This is a genomic window from Propionivibrio soli, assembly GCF_025770765.1.
Lineage (GTDB): Bacteria > Pseudomonadota > Gammaproteobacteria > Burkholderiales > Rhodocyclaceae > Propionivibrio > Propionivibrio soli.
On sequence record NZ_JANZKY010000002.1, the window covers coordinates 330332 to 352837 of the forward strand.

The window sequence follows — 22506 nt, forward strand, 5'->3', positions numbered from 1 at the left end:
GAATCAGACGCCAGCGGCTGCCGGCGCAGCGTTGTGGTAACGGTCAAGTACGATATCGGTGAGCTCCGGCAAGGTATCTTCCCCTAGCCCTAACTCGTCCAGCACGTCCTCCTGCACACCGGTCCAGTCCGGGGTGTCCATATGCTGGTCGATGTAGTAGAAGCGGATCGCTAACTGGAGAATCGCCACCATGGTACGCGCCGCATGGTGCCCGATGCCGGCAATGTCGTGGTGGTAGCGGATCGCATCGCAAATGAAATCGGGAAGTCGCCAGTGCTTGCCCACCAGATAGCCCACCACGCAATGGTCGGCATTGAACCTTGCGTCCTCTTCCGCGAGGTCAATCCAGCGACCGGGTTCTTCAAGGCGCATATCCTTGCAGTACGTGGAGAACCGCTGCATCAACACCGGCACGCCGCAGTCGTGAAAAATGCCAGCAAGGCATGCCTGATCGGGAAAGATATTACATACGGCGACACGCTCCTCGGCGATCAGCATCGCGAGTTCCGATATTGCCTGCGAACGTACCCAGAAGGCCTCGAACGCCTTGCGGTTTTGCTTCGGCGGCAACGCCGAGGAAAGCGCAATGGCACGTACCAGATTCCCCGTCTGGTGCAACCCGACGGCCTGAACGATATGTTCCAGCGACACAAAGGGCTGGAAGCGCTTGAATACAGCGCTCTGCACGATCTTGAAGAGCATCGCAACAATGCCCGGATCCTGCGAAATGATGCGCGCGATGGCGCGTACGTCGGAAACGCCTGCAGCGAGGGCTTCCTGAAGTTGGGTCAACACGCGCCGCTGTGCCGGGATCGTGACGCCCTTTTCGATGAGGCGTTTGATCTTCTTGCACTCCTCATCGTCGAGGTGTGACAGCAACGACTTGTCGAATGCCATTTTCCGTCCGGCTGATAGTTGCGGGCTCCACCTGGACCCTATCCGGCGGGCGACCTTCCTTCCGATATAATCGTCCGCTCGCCGGTTATTTTGTCAGGAATTCACGCATGGGAAATCGTCTATCCAAGATCGTCACACGCACCGGCGATGCCGGCACCACTGGACTCGGCGACGGCTCGCGCGTAGCCAAGGATTGCTCCCGTATCGAGGCGATCGGCGAGGTCGATGAGCTGAATTCAAGCCTTGGCGTCGTGCTTGCCGAAAGTATCCCGGACGATGTTCGAGATGCGTTGACCGAGATTCAGCACGACCTTTTCGATTTGGGTGGCGAGCTTTGTATCCCGGGCGCAACGGCCATCCTCGAGGCGCATATCCAGCGTATCGAGGAGCGGGTTAATCACTTCAACGACCAATTGACGCCGCTCAAGGAGTTCATCCTGCCGGGAGGTACGCGCGCCGCGGCGCTGGCCCACATGTCGCGCGCGATCTGTCGGCGAGTCGAGCGGCAGGTGATCCGGCTGGCGAACGAGGAGGCTGTTTCAGAGCATGTGCGCAAATATCTCAACCGACTGTCGGACCTGCTCTTCGTTCTCGGACGCACATTGAACACCGCGGGTGGCGGCGGTGATGTCTTATGGAAGCCACGTCGCAACGAAGCGAAATCGTGATCGACGGAGGGGAGACGGCACCGCGTCGCCTCCCAATGCACAACTCGAAACACAGAGCACCAAAGGAGCCCTTTCAGGACACGGTCAGGCGGTAACGGCAGGAACATCGCTGGCTCGCGGCTCAACCACCGCCACAACCGCCGACCGGCAAGAACGAAAGCGACTCGCTTACTGCTCGGCTCTCGTAAGTCGCCGCGCCCGAACGCCCTCGGCGAGGATTTCGAGGACGGTCAGCGAATCTTCCCAGCCCAGGCAAGCGTCGGTGATGCTCTTGCCATACTCAAGCGGTTTTCCGGGCACCAGATTCTGCCGTCCTTCGACGAGGTGCGATTCCACCATCACACCGACGATGCGGTCTTCGCCTGCCGTGAGCTGAGCCGAGACATCACGAGCGACTTCGATTTGACGTTTGAATTCCTTGCTGCTGTTGGCATGCGAAAGATCGATCATCAGGCGCGCCGCGAGCGCCGCGTCCGCAATCTCGCGTGCCGCCGCGGCGACGTGTGCGGCATCATAGTTGGGTCCGCGCCCGCCACGCAGGATCACGTGACAATCCTCGTTGCCCGCCGTGGACACGATCGCCGAATGGCCGGCTTTGGTAACGGAAAGGAAGTGGTGCGGAGACTGCGCCGCGCGGATCGCGTCGATCGCAATCCGTACGTTGCCGTCTGTGCCGTTCTTGAACCCGACGGGACAGGACAAGCCGGAAGCCAACTCGCGGTGGACCTGCGACTCCGTCGTCCGAGCGCCGATCGCTCCCCAGGCGATAAGGTCCGCCGTGTATTGCGGGGTGATCGTATCGAGGAACTCGGTCGCGCACGGCAAGCCGATTTCGTTGATCTCAAGCAACAAGCCACGCGCCAGCCGCAGCCCTTCGTTGATGCGATAGCTGCTGTCCAGGCGCGGATCGTTGATCAGCCCTTTCCATCCGACAGTCGTACGCGGCTTCTCGAAATAGACCCGCATGACGAGCAGAAGATCCTTCTCGAATCGCGCCGTTTCCTCTCGCAGGCGCTTTGCATAATCCAGCGCGACATCCACGTCGTGAATCGAGCACGGCCCGATGACTACAAGCAACCGGTCGTCGGCACCATGAAGAATCCGGTGTATCGCCTGCCGTGCGTTGAATGTCGTCTGCGCGGCTTGCGGACTCGCCGGAAACTCGCGAAACACATGCACGGGAGGTACGACTTCCTTGATCTCCTTGATGCGAACGTCGTCGGTATTCGGCTTGTTTAGCAACGTCATAATCCTTCCGGAACTCTTATCAATCGGCTTGGACAAAGAAATCGATTCTACTTGAAACCTATCCATACGTACGTCACCCTTCACGCCACCTCTTTGTGCCAGACGAAACCGTGGAAGTTCATCGATTCGCCTGATAGCGGTGGTTCGGCCGAGCGGAGCGCCGGGTCGCTATCGCCTCCCTCTGGCAGGCTACACTGAGCGGAGATAAGAGTATCCGTGCCAGGAGTTTCCGGCCCGAAGCAACTTGGGTCGCCGCACTGGCACTTACTTGGAGAAAACCATGACTGTGCTGATCCTCGGTTTGTTGGTCTTTCTAGGAACACATTCCGTGCGCATGGTGGCAGGCGAGTGGCGCGACCGACAGCTCGCCAGGCGCGGAGAAGGCCCATGGAAAGGGATCTACAGCGTGCTTTCTATCGCCGGCCTGGCGCTCATTGTATGGGGCTACGGCCAGACGCGGTCCGCCCCGATCGACCTATGGTATCCGCCGCTATGGACGCGGCACTTTGCGCTCTTGATCATGGTTTTCGCATTCATCATGCTCGTCGCGGCGTACGTTCCCGGCAACAGCATCAAGCGGGCGCTCGGCCATCCCATGCTTGCCGGCGTCGTTCTGTGGTCACTGGCACACCTGCTCGCCAACGGGCGCACTGCCGACATCATCCTGTTTGGCGCATTCCTCATCTGGTCCGTCGCGGACTACACGGTGTCCCGGGCGCGGGATCGCCGCGCAGGAGTTACCTATCCGGCAGTGAGCGTGGGCCGCAATGCCGCCGTCGTGTTGGTCGGCTTGACCGCGTGGGGTCTATTCGTCGGCTTCGCACATCGGTGGCTCGTCGGCGTATCGCCGATGTAAGGCTCGGGCCAGGCATGGCCCCGCCCTACGCCGTGCCCCCCACGGTAAGACCGTCGATGCGTAAGGTCGGCTGACCGACGCCGACAGGAACACTCTGACCATCCTTGCCACAGGTTCCGACACCCGGATCGAGGCGCACATCGTCGCCGATCATCGAAACGCGCGTCATCGCCTCGGGACCGCTGCCGATCAAGGTGGCCCCCTTGACCGGATAGGTGAGCTTGCCGTTCTCGATCATGTACGCCTCGGACATCGAGAACACGAATTTGCCGTTCGTTATGTCCACCTGGCCGCCGCCGAAGTTCACCGCGTAGATGCCTTTCTTGACGGACCGTATGATTTCGTCCGGGCTCTTGTCGCCGGCCAGCATCGTTGTATTCGTCATACGCGGCAAGGGTAAGTGGGCGAACGATTCGCGCCGCGCATTGCCCGTGGGCGCAACCCCCATCAGCCGGGCATTCAAGCTGTCCTGCATGTACCCGCGCAGAACGCCGTCCTCGATCAGAACGGTCCGCTGCGTCGGGTTGCCTTCGTCATCGATATTCAGCGAGCCGCGCCGATGCGCGATCGTGCCGTCGTCCACGACCGTCACACCTCGCGCCGCCACGCGCTGGCCGACGCGCCCTGCAAAAGTTGAACTGCCCTTGCGATTGAAATCGCCTTCAAGCCCGTGGCCGACCGCTTCATGCAGGAGTATGCCGGGCCATCCCGGCCCGAGCACGACCGTCATCGTACCTGCCGGCGCAGGCTTGGCCGCCAGGTTGGTCACCGCTTGGTGCACGGCCTCCTTGGCGTACTGACGCAGGATGTCGTCGGTGAAATAGCTGTAATCGGTTCGCCCGCCGCCCCCCGCCGATCCCTGCTCGCGCAAACCACCTTCGCTCTCCACTATGACGGTGATCGAAATCCGTACGAGAGGCCGAACGTCCGCCGCCAGACGACCATCGCTACCCGCGACGAGAACGACTTCATACTCGCCCGAAATATGCGCCATCACCTGTGTCACTCGCGAGTCCTCGGCCCGCGCATAGCTCTCGAGCCGCTCGAGGACTTTCACTTTCGCCGTCGCATCGAGCGACGCGAGTGGATCGTTCGGAACGTAGAGTGCATGGCCTTTCCGTTGCTGCAGCGCTTTCGCGCGAGTGCGTCGGCGCTGCCCCGCGGCGGCGATCGCGCGCACCGCGGAAGCGGCATCGGCGAGCGCCGGTCGGCTGATATCGTCCGAGTAGGCGAACGCCGTTTTCTCCCCCGAGATAGCGCGCACTCCGACACCTTCGTCAATATTGAAACTGCCCGACTTGACGATGCCCTCCTCAAGGCTCCAGGCCTCGGAACGGCTGTACTGAAAATAGAGGTCGGCATAATCGACATCATGAGCCATGATCGTTCCGAACACTTTATTGAGATCGGCCACGTCGAGACCGTAGGGCGTCAGGAGCGTTTTCTTGGCCTGTAGAAGCAGGGATTGCGATTTGGTGTCCATTGTATTTCCGGTATCTGGATATCCAGGTATTGGCTAACGGGAAGGAGGCGGGAGGCGAGGAAATCCTCCTCGTGGTTGCGCTGACCGGCTACATGACGCGATGCGCGAGTGCCGGCAGGCTAGCGCGCACTTCGGCGATGCGGGCATGGTCGATCTCGCCGATCACCACCCCAGCCCCCTTCGGCAAGCGATCCACAACCTCGCCCCAAGGATCGATCAACATACTATTGCCGTGCGTTTCCCGGCCGTTCTCGTGCTTGCCGCCTTGTGCGCTGGCGAGGACATAACACTGGTTCTCGATCGCCCGGGCGCGCAGCAGGATTTCCCAATGCGATCGTCCGGTGACTTCGGTGAAGGCGGCAGGAACGACGACAAGGTCTACGACACCCAAGGCGCGATAAAGCTCCGGGAAGCGCACGTCGTAGCAGATCGAAAGGCCAACGCGGGCAAACGGCGTGTCGATCACCACCGGCGAGGAGCCGGGTTCGATCGTGGCGCTCTCGTTGTAGCGTTCGGTTCCCTTCTGGAAGCCGAACAGATGGATCTTGTCGTAACGCGCTACACGCCGGCCGTCTGGGTTGAACACTAGGGTCGTGTTGAGAACCTTTCCAGGATCACGACTGACCAGAGGCATCGACCCGCCGATTAACCAGATCCCGTGCTCGCGTGCCGCGTTGGACAGAAAGTCCTGGATCGGACCAGTCCCTTCTTGTTCACGCACGCGCACCTTGTCCGAGTCGCGCATCCCCATGATCGGGAAGTATTCGGGCAACACGACCAGACGGGCGCCATGGGTGGCTGCGTCTGCAATCAGCGCGGCCGCCGTGGCGAGGTTTTCCTCGACGCGCGGCGTCGACACCATCTGCACCGCGGCCACGCGAGCGTTGGCGAGGGGATGTTCGAAATCACTTGGCTGAGGATTCATCGCTGTTTCCAGAAGTATTGGGAATCGTCGGCAGGCGAGGCAACAACGTCGGCTCGGTGCGCGCAACGCGTTCGACTTTCGGGTCATCCCACGTACCGGTAACGAGGTACTCGTAACCGAACATATGATTGAGCGGGTTTTGCAGAATCTTGTGGGCAAGCAGCGTAGCCACGCCAGCGACCGGGTTGACGAGGGCGACCCCGAGTGCCGCCGTCCCACCGAGTTCCGGCTGCACGTTCACGTTAAGGTGTTGTGTCTCGCGCTGCAGATCCACTTCGCCACGCATGACTACACGGGCCGACGTGCTGTCGATCTGCAATCGCTCCGTTCGCATAACACCGCTGCGCACGGCCACCTTACTCGTGATGCTATCGAAAGCCAGCCCTTCACTGAATACGTCCTTGAAGTCCAGGGATATCCGGCGCGGTAGCCCCTGCAGGCTGATCAAACCAAGCAATTTTCCGGCCGCTCCCGGGTCAAGCTTGACGAACTGGCCCTTGCTCGCCTCGAGCTTGATGTCGCCGTTCAGCGATGGATAGTCGAAGTCCGTCGGCGCGCCATTCCAGCCGATTCGCCCCTCGAGTTGGGCGCTTCCGGAACGCACGGTCTCTGGATAGCCGACACGGTCGAGCAGCTTGCCCACATCGTCGCTTTCGATCCGGAACGCCAGTTGCGTCCGGCTGGTACCGTTTCCTGATTGCCACTGCCCGCTACCGGTGAGGCGGCCATTCGGGTTCGTCATCTCGACCTTGTCCAGGCGCCAGATTCGGGCTTCGTTACGTGCTTGCAGTTCCAGACGGCCGAAACGCTTTTTTCCGAGAACGAAATCGTCGGCGACGATGTCAAGCGCCGGCAAGCGTTCCGTCTGTTCGGCGTTGGTCGTCGGCGTCGAAGTGGCCTGCGAAGCGCCGGAGTCGGAGAGCGTCAGATGACGCAAACGAGCCGTGACTCGGCCATTGCCGGCGCTATCCCATTCCAGGTCTCCGGCGGCTTGGCGGGCGTTCAGGCGGATTTTCCAATCCCCTCCGCGCACCGCGCTCGCCGTCATATCCACGTCGTCCAGTTGATGACCGAAGACGATGAATTCGTTCGCCTTGAGGTTGACGGCATTAAGCCCGAAGCCGCCGCGCTCGTCGCCGCCACTGCCACTCCCGGATGGCGTGGAAAGCGCCCGACGCCAGGCATCGGTATCGAGACGCGACACGGTGATACCCGCAACAACCCCGCTTTCCGGCAGTTGCAGCGGCCGCCCCACGGCAATCGCCCCTCGTTCCGGGACGAACCCTTCGGCTTGCTTGCGTCGATTGAGCCGGATCGCCATCTTGTCGCCGAGGGCGACATCAATCTGGTCACGGGCGACGGCTGCCGCGGAGTCCGTTGCGGACGGTTTCTCATCGCCTACCAACGAGCGCTTTTCGAAACGCAACGGCAGCAGCGTTTCGGCGGCCTTGGACAGAGGCTCCGGGAAAGTCGATGCGATCCCGACGAGCGACGATTCGATGACGAGGTCGGCGTTACGCTTGTTGACGCGGACCTCCCCGCGGTAAGGCGTCGCGCCAGAAAGCCTAGCAAGCAAAGGCGAATTAACCTGGCGACGCAACTGCGCGATATCGGCAGTGCCATTGGCCGTTATCAGCACGCGGCCATCTTTTTGGGTACCGCCCCGGATCTTGAGCGGACCGCCGAGGAAATTGGCGTTGATGTCAGGAATCCGCAGATCGCGACCGGAGAACTGCAAGCTGCCGTTCACTTGCCCGATCGCCGGCAAACCGGGATCGACCGTCACCTCGTTGTTGGCGAAGCGGAAAGTCCCATCAATCTTCGAATCATCGAGTTTTGCTTCGTCGAGCGGAATTGATAGGCGCAGATCGAGACTCCCATTGCCTGACGCCCGCATGTCCTCGGTAAAGTGATCGATACGCTCGCCGACGGGGCTCTGCTCGACGAACTTGAGAAACTCGGCCGTCGGCCCATCCGCCTTACCCTTGATGTGGAGAACGGAGGTTGGCGCGTCGAAATCGGGGATTTCCGCGCGCGTGTTCGAAAGTTTCGCGCCGAGAATCGTTCCCCGGTGGGCATCGACCACCATCCCGGCGCCTTCAAAGCGCAGATCGCCTTCGATCCCCTCGATACGCGGCCATCCCTTGGCATAGTCCAGGACAACGTCGCGCGCTTTCACCGTAACCAGGAAGACGCCTTTGCGTTTGTCAAGGAAAGGGAAGTCGCGCAGATCGCCCTTGAGCGTCAAATGGGCTTCCGGCGCATATCCGGAAACCAGGGATTCATGCAACCACTTGCGCGCACCCGCACCGACCACGTGCGGCATGTACCGCCACACGGCTCGCGCATCACCGCGCGTAAGCTCCGCCGTCATGTCGATACGCCCGGGGCCTTCGCCGGTCGTACGGTATGTTCCTTGGGCCGATCCTGCCGCTTCAGGCCCAGCGAACTCGGCGTGCGGCAGTTCAACCGTCAGTTCGCCGCTCTCAAGCCGCCAGCGCGCTTGCGCCTTGAGCGTATCGAGAGCAATCAACGGTACCGGGAAAACGGTCGGTAGATCCAGCGTTGACGCCTTGGCGTCGAGCACCGCAGTACCGCCTTTTTCCGTTGCCTCCAACGTCCCCGACAGCCCGGAAAACCCTGGGAAATAACCGTTCGCTTTCAGTTCCAGTTGTTCGAACCCGGCTTTCCCCGAGTAGGTATACAAACGATCGGCGTCGCCTTCCCACTTCACGTTGAGATCGCGCACTCTGCCACTCGGGGCATACTCGCTCAACAGTTGGCGCGACTGGGCGTCCAACGGCAAGTACCCCGCCAACCGGGCCAGCGCCTCCAGATCCAACCGGCTCGCATTCGCGGCACCTGCGACGCGTTTGCCGTCGGCCAGCGGTTGCCACTTGACGTGAAAATCGGTGGGCTCGATGACGATCGCTTCTCGCCTTTCGGCTCCGCTTTCGGCCGCCCGGGTACGCAATTCGACGCGCCGCCCATCGGCTTCAAAACCAGTATCCGAAAACCGGGCGCCGATCCGCCCCGACATGCGATCAAGATCTATTGGTGGAAGATCTTTCGCCAGGCGCAGATTGACGTCTTCCAGCGAAACGTCAGCCGTGATCTCGCGCAACTCGCCGCGGACGATCGCCAGCCAGGCACGCAAAGCCCCGCGTCCATAAGGCAGAGCAAAGGGGTAGTCGACCCATTGCCGCCACACAGCAAGGTCCGCGTACCCGATCTCGGCATAGGCCTGTCCCGACCCAAGCTCCATTTCTCCGATATCCGTGCCGCGAAAATCGCCACGCACGTCGATCCGCGAGGCCAATTCCGCCGGAGGCATGGCCGTAAGGCCGAAACGATGATGGCCGCTCTCGTTGTCCAACGCGAAGTTGAGGTCCTCGAGTACGAGCGCCGGCGCACCGCGCAGGTCATCTTCCCAGACGACCGTCGCACCGAGAATGCGGATGTGTTTCTGCGCGAATATCCACTTCGAGACGCCGCCGCCCTCCCGCTCTTCGTTGCTGACCGGGATGCCGGCAACCGAAAAGCGCCCGTCCTTATCGCGGCGGATATTCAGCGTCGGCTCCTCGATACGCAGCAGGCGCAAACGGAACTGCCCGGTAGGAACGGACCACCACGACAAGACGGCCTCGACTCGCGAAAAGGCAATGGCCGGCCGCCCCTCGCGATCATCCACGCGGACATCGAGCAAGGTGAGATCGGGATTGATACCCGCCCAACTGGCTTCGATACGCCCGATACTGACCGTCTGCTGCATGACCTCGCCCGCCATGCGCTCGATCGCCGAACGGTAATGCTCGATGTTCGGGAGGATGCTGTAGCGGAGGATCAGGACAAGCGCGACGAACCCGAAGTAGATGCCCGTAGCCGTCCACAGCAACGCACGCGCTACGCGGCGCACCGCCGACCTACGGACGAATGCAACCGGCGCGCGCTGAACATCCGGCGTCATGGACAAACGACCCGCTGAAGACTTAGCCTACGATGAATGCACGTCACTGGAATAGCGAATTTCCGAAAATCCTGATAAACGCGCATTGTAAACGCTTTGGCGGCGCCAACGAGGCCGCCCGCTCCCGGGCCTTTGGCCGTGCAAACGGCGTGCCCCAACAAATCTGACCCGCGCACTGCATACACGATGGACGAACGGTTCGAAACCAGCCCCGATGCCTTCCCGGCCGAATGGCAGCCGGCGTTATCCCACAGCCGCTATCTACTCCACCTGCTGACGGCTCGGCCCGAGATTGTCGAGTGGCTCAAGGCTCATGCCGGCCAGCCCATCGATGCCGGCTTGATGCGCGAATTCCTGGTTAACGGCACTCCCCAAGATGAAGTCGGACTCAAACGCATCCTCCGGCAGCTGCGTCAGCGCGTCCTCGCGGCATTGATCGTGCGCGACCTCTGTGGGGTGGCACCGTTGGCCGAGGTCGTCGAGACGATGACCTGCCTCGCCGACGTGACAACCAATTTTGCCCTTAACCATCTCCATCGCCAGTTGGCCGTACAGTTCGGCGAGCCGCTGGACAAGAAGGGAGAGCCGCAGCGTCTGATCGTCGTCGGCATGGGTAAGCTTGGCGGACGTGAACTCAACGTTTCGTCCGACGTCGATTACATCTTCATCTACCCGGAGGACGGCGAAACGGCAGGAAACCAGGAAACCGGTCGCAAGATCGAGGTGTATGAATTTTTCGTCCGGCTCGGCAAGCGCCTCATCGCCGCTCTCGACGAGATCACCGAGGACGGGCAAGTCTTCCGCGTCGATATGCGCTTGCGTCCGAACGGCGACTCCGGGCCGCTCGTCTGTTCGATTGTCTCACTTGAGAATTACCTGATCACCCAAGGGCGCGAGTGGGAGCGTTATGCGTGGATCAAGGCACGCGTAATGAACGAAGGCAGCAACAGCCAACCCGAATGGACGACGATGCTCGAACACGTCGCACGCCCGTTCATCTTCCGAAAGTACCTGGACTTCGGCGCCATCAACGCGATGCGCGATCTGCACGCCCAGATCCGGCGCGAGGTGGCGCGCAAGGATATGGCGGATCACATCAAGCTCGGCCCGGGCGGCATCCGTGAGATCGAATTCATCGCCCAGGTGTTCCAACTGATCCGCGGCGGCCGCGACCCGTCACTGCAAATCCGGCCGACGCTAAAAGTTCTGGGCTTGCTCGTTGAGCGGCGCCTCCTGCCGGCAGAAAGCGAACGCGAACTGGTCGCGGCTTACGAGTTTCTACGTCGCCTTGAACACCGCTTGCAGTACGTGGCCGACGCGCAGACGCACATGCTGCCGACCGGTGACGCTGAACGCCACATCATCGCCGCCTCCATGGGGTTCGCAGACTGGAGCAAATTGCGCGCGGTGCTCGACGCACATCGTCATCGCGTGGCTGGCCATTTCGAACAGGTTTTCTCGGACCCTGAGAACGGAACGCACCCGCTGGCCGGGCTGTGGCACGAACAACACGAAGGTGACGACGCGCTCGAAGCCGCGGCCAACCTCGGTTTCCGGCAGCCGAAAGCCATGCTTGAGCGCCTGCATCGCTTCCGCCAGAGCGCCAAATACCAACAACTCGCGGCACCGATCCGAGAACGTCTAGACCTGCTCGGGCCGCGTTTGATCGCCGCGGCGGCGGCGACCCCGGTACCCGACGCCACCTGGCAACGCGGACTCGATTTCTTCGAGACGATCAGCCGGCGAGGTGCCTATCTCGCGCTACTGCAACAGTATCCGCAAGCCCTGACCAAACTCGCTGAAATCATCGGCAGCTCGGCCTGGGCTGCCACTTACCTGACGCGGCACCCGATTCTCCTGGATGAAGTACTCGATCCGCGCCTCTACGAAGTCGCCACCGATTGGGAGAGCTTCCGTCAGGATCTCGACGCACGCCTGGCCGAACAAGCCGGCGACACCGAGCGAGAGATGGATATTCTGCGGGAAGCCCACCACGCCCAGGTTTTCCGCCTCCTGGCGCAGGACATCGCGGGTCTGCAGACGGTCGAGCGGCTCGCCGATCACCTCACCGAACTTGCTGACATCGTCGTCAAAACCACGCTGCGCCTTTGTTGGGAAAAACTCAAAGACCGTCACCCGTACCCGGATCGGCCACCGAAGTTTGCGGTCATCGCCTACGGCAAGCTGGGCGGCAAGGAACTCGGTTACGGGTCTGACCTCGACCTCGTTTTCCTGCATAACGATCCGGAACCCGACGTTGGTGCCCTCTACGCCCGGTTGGGTCAGCGAATGAGTACGTGGATGTCGAGCCAGACCTCGGCCGGCATCCTCTTCGAGACCGATTTCCGTCTGCGTCCCAATGGCGACTCCGGCATGCTCGTCAATTCGCTCGAGGCATTCCGCGAATACGAACTGCAAAAAGCGTGGGCGTGGGAGCACCAAGCGCTGACCCGGGCGCGGTTCTGCGCCGGAGACGTCGAACTCGGCGCACAGTTCGAAGCGCTGCGCATCGAGATACTGCGTCAGCCGCGCGACCTCACAAAGTTGAGAGAAGACGTTCTCGCGATGCGTCAGCGAATGCTCGACGCACATGCCTCAAACAGCGAGGAGATCTTCGACCTGAAGCAGGATCCCGGCGGGCTCATCGACGTCGAGTTCATCGTGCAATACCTGATTCTCGGACATGCTCATGCGCACCCGCGCTTGTGCGGAAACCTGGGCAACATCGCGCTGCTCGGCATTGCGGCCGAACTCGGGCTGATTCCCGCTGAGCTTGCGAACCCGGTACGCGATGTCTATCGCGACTTCCGCCGCCTCCAGCACGCCTTCCGCCTTGACGGCATCAGCAAGTCACGCATCGAGCGAGCCGCACACACTCGGGAAATCGAAGCGGTCCGCCGGCTTTGGGACTTTGTATTCGGCTGAGCAACGGTCCGCAGCCGTCAGTCGAACATGCAATAGACGACGCACATGCCGTCAGAACCGGCTCGCCACATGACGAGCCGAAGATCGGACGAGTGAAAGAATCAGCCCTGCTCGGCTGGATTCTTGAGACTGTCGCGGATTTCGCGCAGCAACAGGATGTCTTCGGGAGTCGCCGGCGGCGGGGGCGGCGGTTCCGAGCGCTTGAGGCGGTTCATCTGCTTCACCATCATGAAAATGATGAAGGCTAGGATGACGAAGTTGACGAAGATGGTGAGGAAGCTGCCATAGGCAAAAACGGGCACCTGCGCTTTCTTCAGTGCGTCGAGCGTCATCGCCGTTCCCGGCGGCACACTGCCGAGCACGAAGAACATGCCGGAAAAATCGAGTCGCCCGCCCATGATCCAGGCGATGACGGGCATGATGAGATCGCCCACGACCGAATCGACGATCTTTCCAAACGCGCCGCCGATGATCACGCCAACGGCAAGGTCGATGACGTTGCCGCGCATCGCGAACTGCTTGAACTCCTGGAGGATACTCATGGTTTCTCCTTTATCGCGAGTGGAGGAAATGCAACTGTACTACCTGTGCGGTGAAGCGCCTAGACGCGGCAGTTACCGCGGCCGCCCCGGTGCCTCTTCACGCGCGGCGCAACCTCTCGGCAGCGGCCGCTAGCGTCGCCTCTTCCTTGGCAAAACAGAATCGGACAACCCGGTCGTCGTGCCCATCGGGCTGGAAGGCCGACACCGGGATCGCAGCCACTCCGATCTCGCGTGTGAGCCATGCGGCGAATTCGCGATCGGCAAGGGGCGACACAGCGTCGTAACGCGCCAATTGAAAGTAAGTTCCCCGGCAGGGCAGTAACTCAAAGCGCGAACCACGGAGCAGCGAGTGGAAATAGTCGCGCTTGCGTTGATAAAAGGCGGCCAACTGCAGGTAGCGCGAGGCGTCGCGCATGTACTCGGCAATACCCAATTGGCACGGCGTGTTGACCGAGAAGACATTGAACTGATGGACCTTGCGGAACTCGGCCATCAGCTCGGCCTCCGCGAGCAGGTAGCCAATCTTCCAGCCCGTGATGTGGTAGGTCTTGCCAAACGAGGAGACGACGCACGTGCGAGCCGCGAGTTCCCGATGTGCTGCCAGACTGGCATGCCGGACCCCGTCGAAGACAATGTGCTCGTAGACCTCGTCGGCCAAAACGACGATATCGGTGTTGCACGTCAAATCGGCCAGCGCGTCGAGATCCGCCGCGTCAAGAGAGCCGCCCGTCGGGTTATGCGGCGAGTTGACGATAATCATCCGAGTGCGCGACGTGATGAGGCCGCGTACTTCGTTCCAATCGGGCCGGTACTCCGGGAAGCGGAGATGCGCATACACCGCCTTGCCACCAACGGCTTCAATCGCAGGCACGTAGCTGTCATACACCGGGGCAAAGACCACGACCTCATCGCCGCTTCTGACGAAGGCCGCGATGGCAGTGAAGATTGCCTGGGTCGCCCCGGCGGTGACTGTGATTTCGTCGTCCGAGTCATAGCGTTTGCCGTAGAGGACTTCGACCTTGTCGGCAATCGCGCGCCGCAACTCCGGCACGCCGGTCATCGGCGCGTACTGGTTGCGCCCCTCACGCATCGCCCGGGCCGCCGCATCAAACAGTGCCGCATCGGCCTGGAAATCCGGAAACCCCTGCGAGAGATTGATCGCACCGACTTCGGCGGCGAGCCGTGACATCACGGTAAAGATCGTCGTTCCTACCCACGGCAGTTTCGAATCGACAGCGATCGATGCAGTCATCAGTTCCCCGGCGACAAACGTTTAATCAGGAATGGAGTCTAGAAGCAGGAAATTCGCGAAGCAAGCGGTACCAAGCCATCGCGAGGGACACTGAACTTCCGACGTCCGCCGCAGCCCTAGCGCGGAAGCCGCTTCGCCATTAGTATGGCGGGCAAACTGGGAACCGAGCCACGCACGACCGCCATGGAAAACCACTATTCCGAAGAGGAAATAGAGCGCTGCACGATCACCGACCGACGCGAGATCGTGTTCCTTTTGCGTGGGCTGATCAAGCAGGGCCATCGGTTTTCGGTGCTCTTTCAGGAAGGTCGGCAGAGCTTTCTGACCGTACTTATCGAAGTATCGGAGGCGAACGAACGGATCTACTTCGACATCGGCGGCAGTCCCGAAACCAACCGTGCCTTCCTCAACGCGGAACACAGCACGTTCACCACCTACGTCGAAGGCATACGCATCCAGTTCTCGGTCAAGAAAGGCGAGGAAACGTCATTGCGCGGGGAACGTGTATTCGCTGTCCCCTTGCCGCGCAGCTTGCTTCGCCTGCAGCGACGGGAGCTCTTTCGTGTCGAATTGCCGACGGCAAACCCCTATCTCTGCCGAATCCGCCGCGGATCTCCCCAAGAGGAGGTAGTGCCTCTGCATGACATTTCAATCGGCGGCATCGGCGTTCGGTCGACGAAGCCGCTCAACTATGAACAACTCGAGGTCCTCGAAAACTGCTGGATCGACTTGCACGAAGCGGGGATGCTGCAAGCACGCTTGGAGGTGCGTTACGTCGCCTCGCTTACCGGCCGTACAGGCAAGCCGCTATGGCACATCGGCTGCAAATTCCTTGCCCTCACGCCGGCCAATGAGGTCCTCATCCAGCGCTTCATGGCCCGTATCGAGGCCGAACGGAGAGCGCTCTCGGCAGGGTGAACGCGCGGAAGCCATTGTGAGGCGCGGAAGCGACCCGGCACGGCTGATAGAATGTCCGCCATGAAAGTAAATACCGTCCCTACGCGCACCATCTGGCCCGTCGAAAACTGCGCGGTCCGCATTATTGATCAAACCGCCCTGCCGCACGCCTTCCGCACGCTGGAACTGAAAACGCTTGCCGACGCCGCGCACGCCATCCGGTCGATGCAGGTACGCGGTGCTCCGCTGATCGGAGTAACGGCCGCTTACGGCGTGGCCCTTGCGCTCGCCGACAGCGACAATTCCGAAGCGTTGGCGGACGCGATCGCCACCCTCGCCGTCACTCGACCCACAGCGGTCAATTTACGCTGGGCGCTTGACCGCATGCAGCGGCTGCTCTCCGCCCTTCCCGCCGGCATGCGTACTGACGCGGCATGGCGCGAAGCGGCGGCGATTGCCGAAGAGGACTTCGAACAGTGTCGGAAGATCGGGGAGCACGGCTTGGCTCTGCTTCAAGAGCTGGCGGAGAAAAGTGGCCGGCTCGATGTCATGACCCACTGCAATGCGGGCTGGCTCGCCACCGTCGATTACGGAACGGCGTTGGCCCCGATCTATGCCGCATTCGATGGCGGAATCGACATTCATGTCTGGGTATCCGAAACCCGGCCACGCAATCAAGGGCTTCTCACGGCTTGGGAACTCGCGCAGCACGGGGTTCCTCACACGGTCATCGCCGATAACGCGGCGGGCTGGTTGATTGCGCGCGAGGAAGTGGACGCGGTAATCGTCGGCGCGGACCGGGTGGCCGCGAACGGTGATGTGGCCAATAAAGTCGGCACGTACCTGAAAGCGCTTGCCGCGAAGGCGTCAGGGGTTCCGTTCTACGTAGCGGCTCCGCGTTCGACGATCGATTTTGCGTGCGCGAGCGGAGCAGGCATTCCAATCGAGGAACGCGATGGCGATGAGTTGCGTGTGATTCACGGCGTTGATAACGACGGCAGCCCAAGCAACGTGCGCCAGTTGGCAGCCGCCGAGCCCGTGGCCAACCCGGCCTTCGACGTAACGCCGGCCGAACTGGTCACGGCGTTGATCACCGAGCGAGGTCCCTGCCCGGCCACTCACGAAGCGCTGAATACTCTTTACCGCGAAAACATGTGAGGCTAGCGATGGATGTACGTCAGGAATTGATCGAAACGGCACGGCGAATGGAGAGCGTCGGCCTCAATCGCGGGACGGCGGGCAACCTGAGTGTGCGCGCGCTTCACCAAGAGCGCGAAGGCTTCTTCATCACACCGACCGGGATGCCATACGATACGTTGACGGTCGACGACATCGTGTTCGTGTGCACAGACGGCAGTTGCATCGGCAAGCGCCAACCGTCGTCGGAATGGCGATTCCACCTTGACATCTACCTGGCGCGCGCGGAAGCCGGTGCCATCCTGCACGCCCACTCGCCATTTGCCACCAGCGTCGCCTGCCTGCGACAGAACATCCCTGCGTTTCATTACATGATCGCCCGTTTTGGAGGCGATAGCGTGCGTTGCGCTGACTATGCGACGTTCGGCACCCAGTCGCTGTCGGACGCGGCGTTGGCGGCGCTCGCTGGTCGCAACGCTTGCCTGCTTGCAAATCACGGCATGCTCGTTTTCGGGCGGAGCATCGCGGAATCCTTGGCTCTCGGCATCGAACTCGAAGGATTGTGCGAACAATTCTGGCGCGCGTCCCTGCTCGGTAAACCGGCCCTGCTCGACGCGCAGGAGATGGCCACAGTACTCGCCAAGTTCAAGACCTACGGACAGCAGAAAGCCGACCGGTGATCCGTATCCGCGAGTTGCGCCTTCCGCTCGCGCACGCACCTGAAGCACTTCCGGCGGCAGTGGCAGAACAGTTGCGGGTTTCGCCGAGCGCACTCCGTAACGTCGCGATATTCAAGCGCAGTCATGACGCGCGCAAGAAAAACGCACCGGCCTTCATCTATACCGTCGACGTCGAGGTCGATGACGAGTCCGCGGTGCTCGCGGGGCTTCAGGACGAAAAGATCGGCTTGGCGCCAGACACCCGGTATCAATTCGTCACCTGCGCGCCGGAACACCTGGCGTCGCGCCCGGTGATCGTCGGTTTCGGACCGGCCGGAATCTTTGCCGCACTTGTCCTCGCCCAAATGGGTTTTCGACCGATCGTTCTCGAACGCGGCAAGCCGGTACGCGAGCGTACCAAGGACACCTGGCGCCTCTGGCGCAACAACCAACTCGACCCCGAATCCAATGTCCAGTTCGGCGAAGGCGGAGCGGGTACCTTTTCCGACGGAAAGCTGTACAGCCAGATCAAGGATCCGCGGCATCTCGGGCGAAAAGTGCTCACCGAATTCGTCAAGGCCGGCGCCCCCGAGGAAATCCTTTATCTGGCGCATCCGCACATCGGTACGTTTCGCCTGGTCAGCATGGTCGAACGGATGCGCGCCGAGATCGAATCGCTCGGCGGGGAAATCCGTTTCCACAGCCGGGTTGCAGGGGTCGATATCCACCAAGGGAGTATCCGTGGCGTTCGGTTGGCTGGCGGCGAAGTTGTTGCTGCCGAACACGTTGTACTCGCTCTCGGGCATAGCGCCCGCGATACCTTCATTATGCTCCGCGAGGCCGGCGTATTCATGGAGGCGAAACCGTTCGCCATTGGTTTCCGCATCGAGCACCCTCAGTCATTGATCGATCGTGCACGATTGGGCGCAAATGCCGGCAATCCTCTGCTTGGTGCCGCGGACTACAAACTCGTTTATCACGCCAACAACGGACGCGCGGTTTACAGCTTCTGCATGTGTCCGGGGGGTCAGGTCGTGGCCGCGACTTCCGAGCCGAACTGCGTCGTCACCAACGGCATGAGCCAGTACTCGCGTGCGGAGCGCAACGCCAACGCCGGCATCGTGGTCAACGTGACGCCGGAGGATTTCGGCGGCGAAAACGACCCGCTGGCGGGCATTGCCTTCCAGCGGAAGCTCGAGGCCCATGCCTTCGAACTCGGCGGTGGCAACTACGAAGCGCCCGGGCAGCTGGTCGGCGACTTCCTGGCCGGGCGGCCATCGACGCAACTCGGGACGGTGGTGCCTTCGTACCAACCGGGCGTTCGTCTGACAGATCTTTCGTCAGCCCTCCCCGATTTCGCGATCGCCGCCATCCGCGAAGCCATCCCGGCGTTCGACCGGCAGATAAGAGGCTTCGCCCTCGCGGACGCTGTCCTTACCGGGGTCGAAACCCGGACTTCTTCCCCGCTCCGTCTCAGTCGCAACGAGGATTTACAGAGCACGAATGTGCGTGGACTTTACCCGGCCGGTGAAGGCGCTGGCTACGCGGGAGGCATCCTTTCGGCAGCAATTGATGGAATCAAGGTTGCAGAGGCGATAGCATTAGCCATGCGGCGTGAAGTTTGTCCTCGGTGAACGCCCCTCTTCGGCGTAGAGTCCGGGGTGCAACTTTGAAGAAGATGACTTGAGACAAAGCAGCGACGCTTTATCCCGGAGATTTTCGTGACACCATCCTCGGACTTGGTCCAAGCCGTCCGGACCGGCCAGCTTTCCAACGTGATCGCTGTGCTCAACGCCGGCAAGGATACGCTGCTCAACGACGCGGCGGGAGAACCTGGGCTTCCTTTGGCAATGGCTTGTTTTCTCGGTTACGCAGAGATCGCACGGGAGTTGATCCTGCGCGGCGCGACGGTCAACGCCAAAGACAATCAATTGCCGATGTCGCCATTAGCGATGGCTGTCCGTGGCGCTCGCAGAGAGGTCGTCAAGGTTCTCATTGAGCATGGGGCCGTCGTCCCGGAAGGGATGGATGTGGGGCTCACGGAGAACGAAATGATGCTGGCAAAATGGAAAGCCCGCAGTTTCAATACGAGCACGGGTAGCGACAGCCCGACGGAAAGCCAGCTCGATATCGAGGAAATTCAAGTCAAAAGTTGCTACGGGACCGACACCGACTTGCTGGATGCGGAGATGCGCCGCGCCGCGTCGGACACCTGAATCGCTTGGGTTGATGAACGTCGAAAACGCCGCCCTCGAAGCACTCGTCACCCGGACCATGCCGTTCGGCAAGTACAAGGGACGCCTGCTCGCTGACCTGCCTGGAAACTATCTGAACTGGTTCGCACGCGAAGGATTTCCGCCGGGGGATTTGGGCCGGCTGCTGGCACTGATGCATGAGCTGGACCACAACGGATTGTCGTCTCTCCTTGCGCCTTTACGACAAATATCCGGTTCGAAGCGCACCTAGCGCTTGTCTTGCCGCGGCATCCTCAATCCAAGGGTCGTTCCGACACACCATGACGACCGGCTCGCGGTATCGGCGGCTTTAGCTCTCGACGAAGTAAGGTGCCAAATCAACTCGTATACTATGGACGGCATTGGCGGTATCGCACACAATAAGCCTGAAACAACTATCCAGCCGAGATAACAAAGAAAGGCGCCGTCGATGGAAAAACCAAAGAACGAGAAGCGCAGGTTCCCGCGCAAATCGATCGCCGCTACAGGGGAATTGGTGGACGCAATTGCCGGAGGTGCCTCGACAATCGCGATGCTGGACATCTCCTTGGGAGGCATCTCGTTTCTCAGTCCGTTTCCGCTGCTGCGCGGAAGTTCATGGTTGATCCGCTTCCCGATTGGGAAAGAAGTCGTGGAGGGGCCAATTCAGGTCGTGTACTGCGTAAAGCACAGCTTGACGGACGCCTACCGGCTGGGCGCCGAATTGGTCGGTTGGGAAGACGGCCCGATGACGGCTGTTGAGGACTATCTCGGCGATTGATACGCCGTTCATGACAGCGCGGCTCGGCGAAGGGCTCTGCCGAACCGAGACGCATTGGCGAAGCTAACTACCTAGCTCCGCTCTGCGCGCCTGGTTTGGTAGCGCTCAACGCGCGGATCATTCGCGTGCGATTCGCATCGTCGTTGAGAAACTGAAACCCGAGGCGTACGCCTCCGTGACTCGCGAACACGCAGTAAATCAATTTCCCTGTAGCCGTTACGACGTTATTGCGCCCGTTGACGAACAATTCGAAGCAGAGAGGAAAAGTGCCGCCAGCAGGCAGTTGCTCGTCGAGAAGAACGCAGATGCCGTCCTCTCCAATATCGTGCGTTCTTCCCAGGAGCACCCGACGATCCGCCAATGCCACCTGAATTCGGCCATGGACCGGATAGCGAGTCTTGCGCGGGATTTCCATAATGGGCCGTTCCTCGGCCGTTCTCCATCACTTCACCGCCATCCGGGACGGCCAGTTAGCACCGGCGCCCGGAACAGCGGATTGAAACACGGGATTAGCGATATTCGTCCCAGTTGATGTTGCGCATGTCGCCATGGCGCAGGAACTGACGATGCATCGCGTACCCCGCGGATAACGACATTGGCTCATGGCTGCCCGGCTCGACGAGTTTCAGATAAGCCTGTAGCTGCTCGCGGTAGTCCGGGTGTGCGCAGTTGTTGATGATCGCCTGCGCGCGCTCGTACGGGTCCTTGCCCCGCAGATCTGCCACGCCCTGCTCGGTGACGATGATGTTAACCGAATGCTCGCTATGGTCCATGTGCGAAGCCACCGGGACGATCGCCGAAATCATGCCGCCCTTCGCCGTGGACGGGCACGAGAAGATCGAGAGATAGGCGTTGCGGGTGAAGTCGCCCGAACCGCCGATCCCGTTCATCATCGTCTTGCCCATCACGTGCGTCGAATTCACGTTGCCAGAAATATCGACCTCGATCGCCGTGTTCATCGACACGATACCAAGGCGACGGACGATTTCGGGGTTATTGGAGATTTCCTGCGGGCGCAGAATGATGTGCTTGCGGAAGAAATCGATGTTGCTCGTCACCTTGCGCATCATTTCCGGGCTCAGGGTCAACGCACAGGTTGATGCGAACTTGCAACGGCCGTTCTCGATCAACGGCACCACCGAGTCCTGCAGTACTTCGGTGTACATTTCGAAGGCCGGGATATCCTTGCTCGTTCCGAGCGCCGCCAGAACCGCATTCGCGATGTTGCCAACGCCCGATTGCAAGGGAAGGAATCGCGGCGGGATACGACCGCTACGCATTTCGGCGGCGAGGAAATCGGCAACGTTCTGGCCGATCTTGTCGGTTACCGGCGTCGCTTCGTCAAATCCGCGGCTCTCGTCTTCGAGGTTCGTCAATACCACCCCGGCGATCTTCTTCGGATCGATAACGCAGATCGGCGAACCGGCCCGATCCGAAACGCTGAAGATCGGGAGCTCGTTGCGCATCGGCGGATCCTGCGGCTCGAAGATGTCGTGCATGCCGAGCAAGGTTGCCGGGTGGTTGGCGTTCAGCTCGATGATGACCTTGTCCGCGAGGCGCATATAAGTGTTCGACGCGCCAACCGACGTCGTCAGGACGACACCACCGCCGGCGGTCAAATCGCAAGCTTCGACGACCGCCCAGTTGATCTTGCCGAGCGCGCCATAGCGGGCGCTCTGCGGAACCATTGACAGATGCATGTCGAAGAACTTCACGTTGCCCGCATTGATCTGCTTACGCAATGTGGGATTGCCCTGATAAGGCGTACGGAAGCTGATCGCCTCGGCCTCGGCCAGCGCGCCATCGAGCGACTTGCCTGTCGAAGCGCCGGTCAGCACGCCAACCTTGAACGGCCGCCCGGCTTCGTGTTCGCGACGTGCCTTCTTCGCCAGCGCGGCGGGGACCGCTTTAGCGGCACCGGCGGCCGTAAAGCCGCTAAAGCCGATGTTGTGGCCGTTCTGAATCAGCTCGGCCGCTTCTTCGGCGGTGAGAATCGGAAAAGGTAATGGCATTTGATTAACTCCTGGTTACAAGCGATTGGAAAAACGGCGAACGC

The 22506-nt window shown here is 61.0% G+C and carries 19 protein-coding genes; 10 read left to right on the top strand and 9 right to left on the bottom strand.

Annotated elements, in window-relative coordinates; all coding sequences use genetic code 11:
- Positions 1-3: 3 nt before the first annotated feature.
- Positions 4-897: an HDOD domain-containing protein gene (locus NZ453_RS03550; protein WP_263768965.1), complete on the bottom strand. Its 894-nt coding sequence runs from the start codon at positions 895-897 to the stop codon at positions 4-6.
- Positions 898-1004: 107 nt separating this feature from the next.
- On the opposite strand from NZ453_RS03550, the gene NZ453_RS03555 reads away from it, so the two are divergent.
- The gene (locus NZ453_RS03555) at positions 1005-1565 is read left to right on the top strand and encodes a cob(I)yrinic acid a,c-diamide adenosyltransferase (RefSeq protein WP_263768966.1); all 561 of its coding nucleotides are present in this window, start codon (positions 1005-1007) and stop codon (positions 1563-1565) included.
- Positions 1566-1733: 168 nt separating this feature from the next.
- Here the strand turns inward: NZ453_RS03555 and aroG are convergent, their stop codons facing one another.
- Complete coding sequence (gene aroG / locus NZ453_RS03560; RefSeq protein ID WP_263768967.1) at positions 1734-2813, bottom strand: 3-deoxy-7-phosphoheptulonate synthase AroG; 1080 nt, start codon at positions 2811-2813, stop codon at positions 1734-1736.
- Between the two features lie 280 nt (positions 2814-3093).
- Between aroG and NZ453_RS03565 the strand changes: the two genes are divergently transcribed.
- Positions 3094-3669 carry an NnrU family protein gene (locus NZ453_RS03565; RefSeq protein ID WP_263768968.1) on the top strand — a complete coding sequence of 192 codons (576 nt, stop codon included), beginning with the start codon at positions 3094-3096 and terminating at the stop codon, positions 3667-3669.
- A 25-nt stretch (positions 3670-3694) separates the two neighbouring features.
- On the opposite strand, the gene tldD is transcribed toward NZ453_RS03565, so the two are convergent.
- The 3 genes from tldD to NZ453_RS03580 all read right to left on the bottom strand — a co-directional run bounded on the left by tldD (position 3695) and on the right by NZ453_RS03580 (position 10044).
- Positions 3695-5152 (bottom strand): metalloprotease TldD, encoded by a 1458-nt coding sequence (tldD, locus tag NZ453_RS03570; protein ID WP_263768969.1) that lies wholly within the window; start codon positions 5150-5152, stop codon positions 3695-3697.
- Positions 5153-5240: 88 nt separating this feature from the next.
- Positions 5241-6077: a carbon-nitrogen hydrolase family protein gene (locus NZ453_RS03575; RefSeq protein ID WP_263768970.1), complete on the bottom strand. Its 837-nt coding sequence runs from the start codon at positions 6075-6077 to the stop codon at positions 5241-5243.
- Positions 6058-10044 (bottom strand): YhdP family protein, encoded by a 3987-nt coding sequence (locus NZ453_RS03580; RefSeq protein WP_263768971.1) that lies wholly within the window; start codon positions 10042-10044, stop codon positions 6058-6060. The genes NZ453_RS03575 and NZ453_RS03580 overlap by 20 nt, the downstream gene beginning before the upstream one ends.
- A gap of 186 nt (positions 10045-10230) precedes the next feature.
- Here NZ453_RS03580 and glnE point away from each other — a divergent pair, with 186 nt between their 5' ends.
- A complete protein-coding gene (glnE, locus tag NZ453_RS03585) occupies positions 10231-12969 on the top strand; it encodes a bifunctional [glutamate--ammonia ligase]-adenylyl-L-tyrosine phosphorylase/[glutamate--ammonia-ligase] adenylyltransferase (RefSeq protein WP_263768972.1) in 2739 nt (912 codons plus the stop codon).
- 101 nt (positions 12970-13070) lie between these two features.
- Here glnE and mscL read toward each other — a convergent pair whose 3' ends face one another.
- Together mscL and NZ453_RS03595 are read right to left on the bottom strand one after the other, a co-directional pair.
- Positions 13071-13511 (bottom strand): large conductance mechanosensitive channel protein MscL, encoded by a 441-nt coding sequence (gene mscL, locus NZ453_RS03590; protein WP_263768973.1) that lies wholly within the window; start codon positions 13509-13511, stop codon positions 13071-13073.
- 97 nt (positions 13512-13608) lie between these two features.
- A complete protein-coding gene (locus NZ453_RS03595; protein WP_263768974.1) occupies positions 13609-14763 on the bottom strand; it encodes a methionine aminotransferase in 1155 nt (384 codons plus the stop codon).
- 183 nt (positions 14764-14946) lie between these two features.
- Between NZ453_RS03595 and NZ453_RS03600 the strand changes: the two genes are divergently transcribed.
- From NZ453_RS03600 to NZ453_RS03630, 7 genes are all read left to right on the top strand, one after another.
- A complete protein-coding gene (locus NZ453_RS03600; RefSeq protein WP_263768975.1) occupies positions 14947-15681 on the top strand; it encodes a flagellar brake protein in 735 nt (244 codons plus the stop codon).
- A gap of 60 nt (positions 15682-15741) precedes the next feature.
- Positions 15742-16818: an S-methyl-5-thioribose-1-phosphate isomerase gene (gene mtnA, locus NZ453_RS03605; protein WP_263768976.1), complete on the top strand. Its 1077-nt coding sequence runs from the start codon at positions 15742-15744 to the stop codon at positions 16816-16818.
- A gap of 8 nt (positions 16819-16826) precedes the next feature.
- A complete protein-coding gene (locus tag NZ453_RS03610; protein WP_263768977.1) occupies positions 16827-17477 on the top strand; it encodes a class II aldolase/adducin family protein in 651 nt (216 codons plus the stop codon).
- Positions 17474-19090: an NAD(P)/FAD-dependent oxidoreductase gene (locus NZ453_RS03615; protein WP_263768978.1), complete on the top strand. Its 1617-nt coding sequence runs from the start codon at positions 17474-17476 to the stop codon at positions 19088-19090. Before NZ453_RS03610 ends, NZ453_RS03615 begins: the two co-directional genes overlap by 4 nt.
- An 87-nt stretch (positions 19091-19177) precedes the next feature.
- Positions 19178-19672: an ankyrin repeat domain-containing protein gene (locus NZ453_RS03620; RefSeq protein ID WP_263768979.1), complete on the top strand. Its 495-nt coding sequence runs from the start codon at positions 19178-19180 to the stop codon at positions 19670-19672.
- Between the two features lie 13 nt (positions 19673-19685).
- Positions 19686-19922: a DUF3820 family protein gene (locus tag NZ453_RS03625; protein ID WP_263768980.1), complete on the top strand. Its 237-nt coding sequence runs from the start codon at positions 19686-19688 to the stop codon at positions 19920-19922.
- A 198-nt stretch (positions 19923-20120) separates the two neighbouring features.
- On the top strand, positions 20121-20450 hold the full coding sequence (locus NZ453_RS03630; RefSeq protein ID WP_263768981.1) for a PilZ domain-containing protein: 330 nt from the start codon (positions 20121-20123) through the stop codon (positions 20448-20450).
- 67 nt (positions 20451-20517) lie between these two features.
- Here NZ453_RS03630 and NZ453_RS03635 read toward each other — a convergent pair whose 3' ends face one another.
- A complete protein-coding gene (locus tag NZ453_RS03635; RefSeq protein ID WP_263768982.1) occupies positions 20518-20865 on the bottom strand; it encodes a PilZ domain-containing protein in 348 nt (115 codons plus the stop codon).
- Between the two features lie 94 nt (positions 20866-20959).
- The gene (locus NZ453_RS03640; protein WP_263768984.1) at positions 20960-22462 is read right to left on the bottom strand and encodes a butyryl-CoA:acetate CoA transferase; all 1503 of its coding nucleotides are present in this window, start codon (positions 22460-22462) and stop codon (positions 20960-20962) included.
- Positions 22463-22506 lie beyond the last annotated feature (44 nt).

What these genes read in the sequence shown, in the direction of transcription:
- aroG (WP_263768967.1), bottom strand. Translation starts at nt 2,813, where the DNA reads ATGACGTTGCTAAACAAGCCGAATACCGACGACGTTCGCATCAAGGAG.
- mtnA (WP_263768976.1), top strand. Translation starts at nt 15,742, where the DNA reads ATGAAAGTAAATACCGTCCCTACGCGCACCATCTGGCCCGTCGAAAAC.
- NZ453_RS03575 (WP_263768970.1), bottom strand. Translation starts at nt 6,077, where the DNA reads ATGAATCCTCAGCCAAGTGATTTCGAACATCCCCTCGCCAACGCTCGC.
- glnE (WP_263768972.1), top strand. Translation starts at nt 10,231, where the DNA reads ATGGACGAACGGTTCGAAACCAGCCCCGATGCCTTCCCGGCCGAATGG.
- NZ453_RS03625 (WP_263768980.1), top strand. Translation starts at nt 19,686, where the DNA reads ATGAACGTCGAAAACGCCGCCCTCGAAGCACTCGTCACCCGGACCATG.
- NZ453_RS03555 (WP_263768966.1), top strand. Translation starts at nt 1,005, where the DNA reads ATGGGAAATCGTCTATCCAAGATCGTCACACGCACCGGCGATGCCGGC.
- tldD (WP_263768969.1), bottom strand. Translation starts at nt 5,152, where the DNA reads ATGGACACCAAATCGCAATCCCTGCTTCTACAGGCCAAGAAAACGCTC.
- NZ453_RS03640 (WP_263768984.1), bottom strand. Translation starts at nt 22,462, where the DNA reads ATGCCATTACCTTTTCCGATTCTCACCGCCGAAGAAGCGGCCGAGCTG.
- NZ453_RS03550 (WP_263768965.1), bottom strand. Translation starts at nt 897, where the DNA reads ATGGCATTCGACAAGTCGTTGCTGTCACACCTCGACGATGAGGAGTGC.
- NZ453_RS03580 (WP_263768971.1), bottom strand. Translation starts at nt 10,044, where the DNA reads ATGACGCCGGATGTTCAGCGCGCGCCGGTTGCATTCGTCCGTAGGTCG.
- NZ453_RS03600 (WP_263768975.1), top strand. Translation starts at nt 14,947, where the DNA reads ATGGAAAACCACTATTCCGAAGAGGAAATAGAGCGCTGCACGATCACC.
- mscL (WP_263768973.1), bottom strand. Translation starts at nt 13,511, where the DNA reads ATGAGTATCCTCCAGGAGTTCAAGCAGTTCGCGATGCGCGGCAACGTC.
- NZ453_RS03595 (WP_263768974.1), bottom strand. Translation starts at nt 14,763, where the DNA reads ATGACTGCATCGATCGCTGTCGATTCGAAACTGCCGTGGGTAGGAACG.
- NZ453_RS03630 (WP_263768981.1), top strand. Translation starts at nt 20,121, where the DNA reads ATGGAAAAACCAAAGAACGAGAAGCGCAGGTTCCCGCGCAAATCGATC.
- NZ453_RS03635 (WP_263768982.1), bottom strand. Translation starts at nt 20,865, where the DNA reads ATGGAAATCCCGCGCAAGACTCGCTATCCGGTCCATGGCCGAATTCAG.
- NZ453_RS03610 (WP_263768977.1), top strand. Translation starts at nt 16,827, where the DNA reads ATGGATGTACGTCAGGAATTGATCGAAACGGCACGGCGAATGGAGAGC.
- NZ453_RS03565 (WP_263768968.1), top strand. Translation starts at nt 3,094, where the DNA reads ATGACTGTGCTGATCCTCGGTTTGTTGGTCTTTCTAGGAACACATTCC.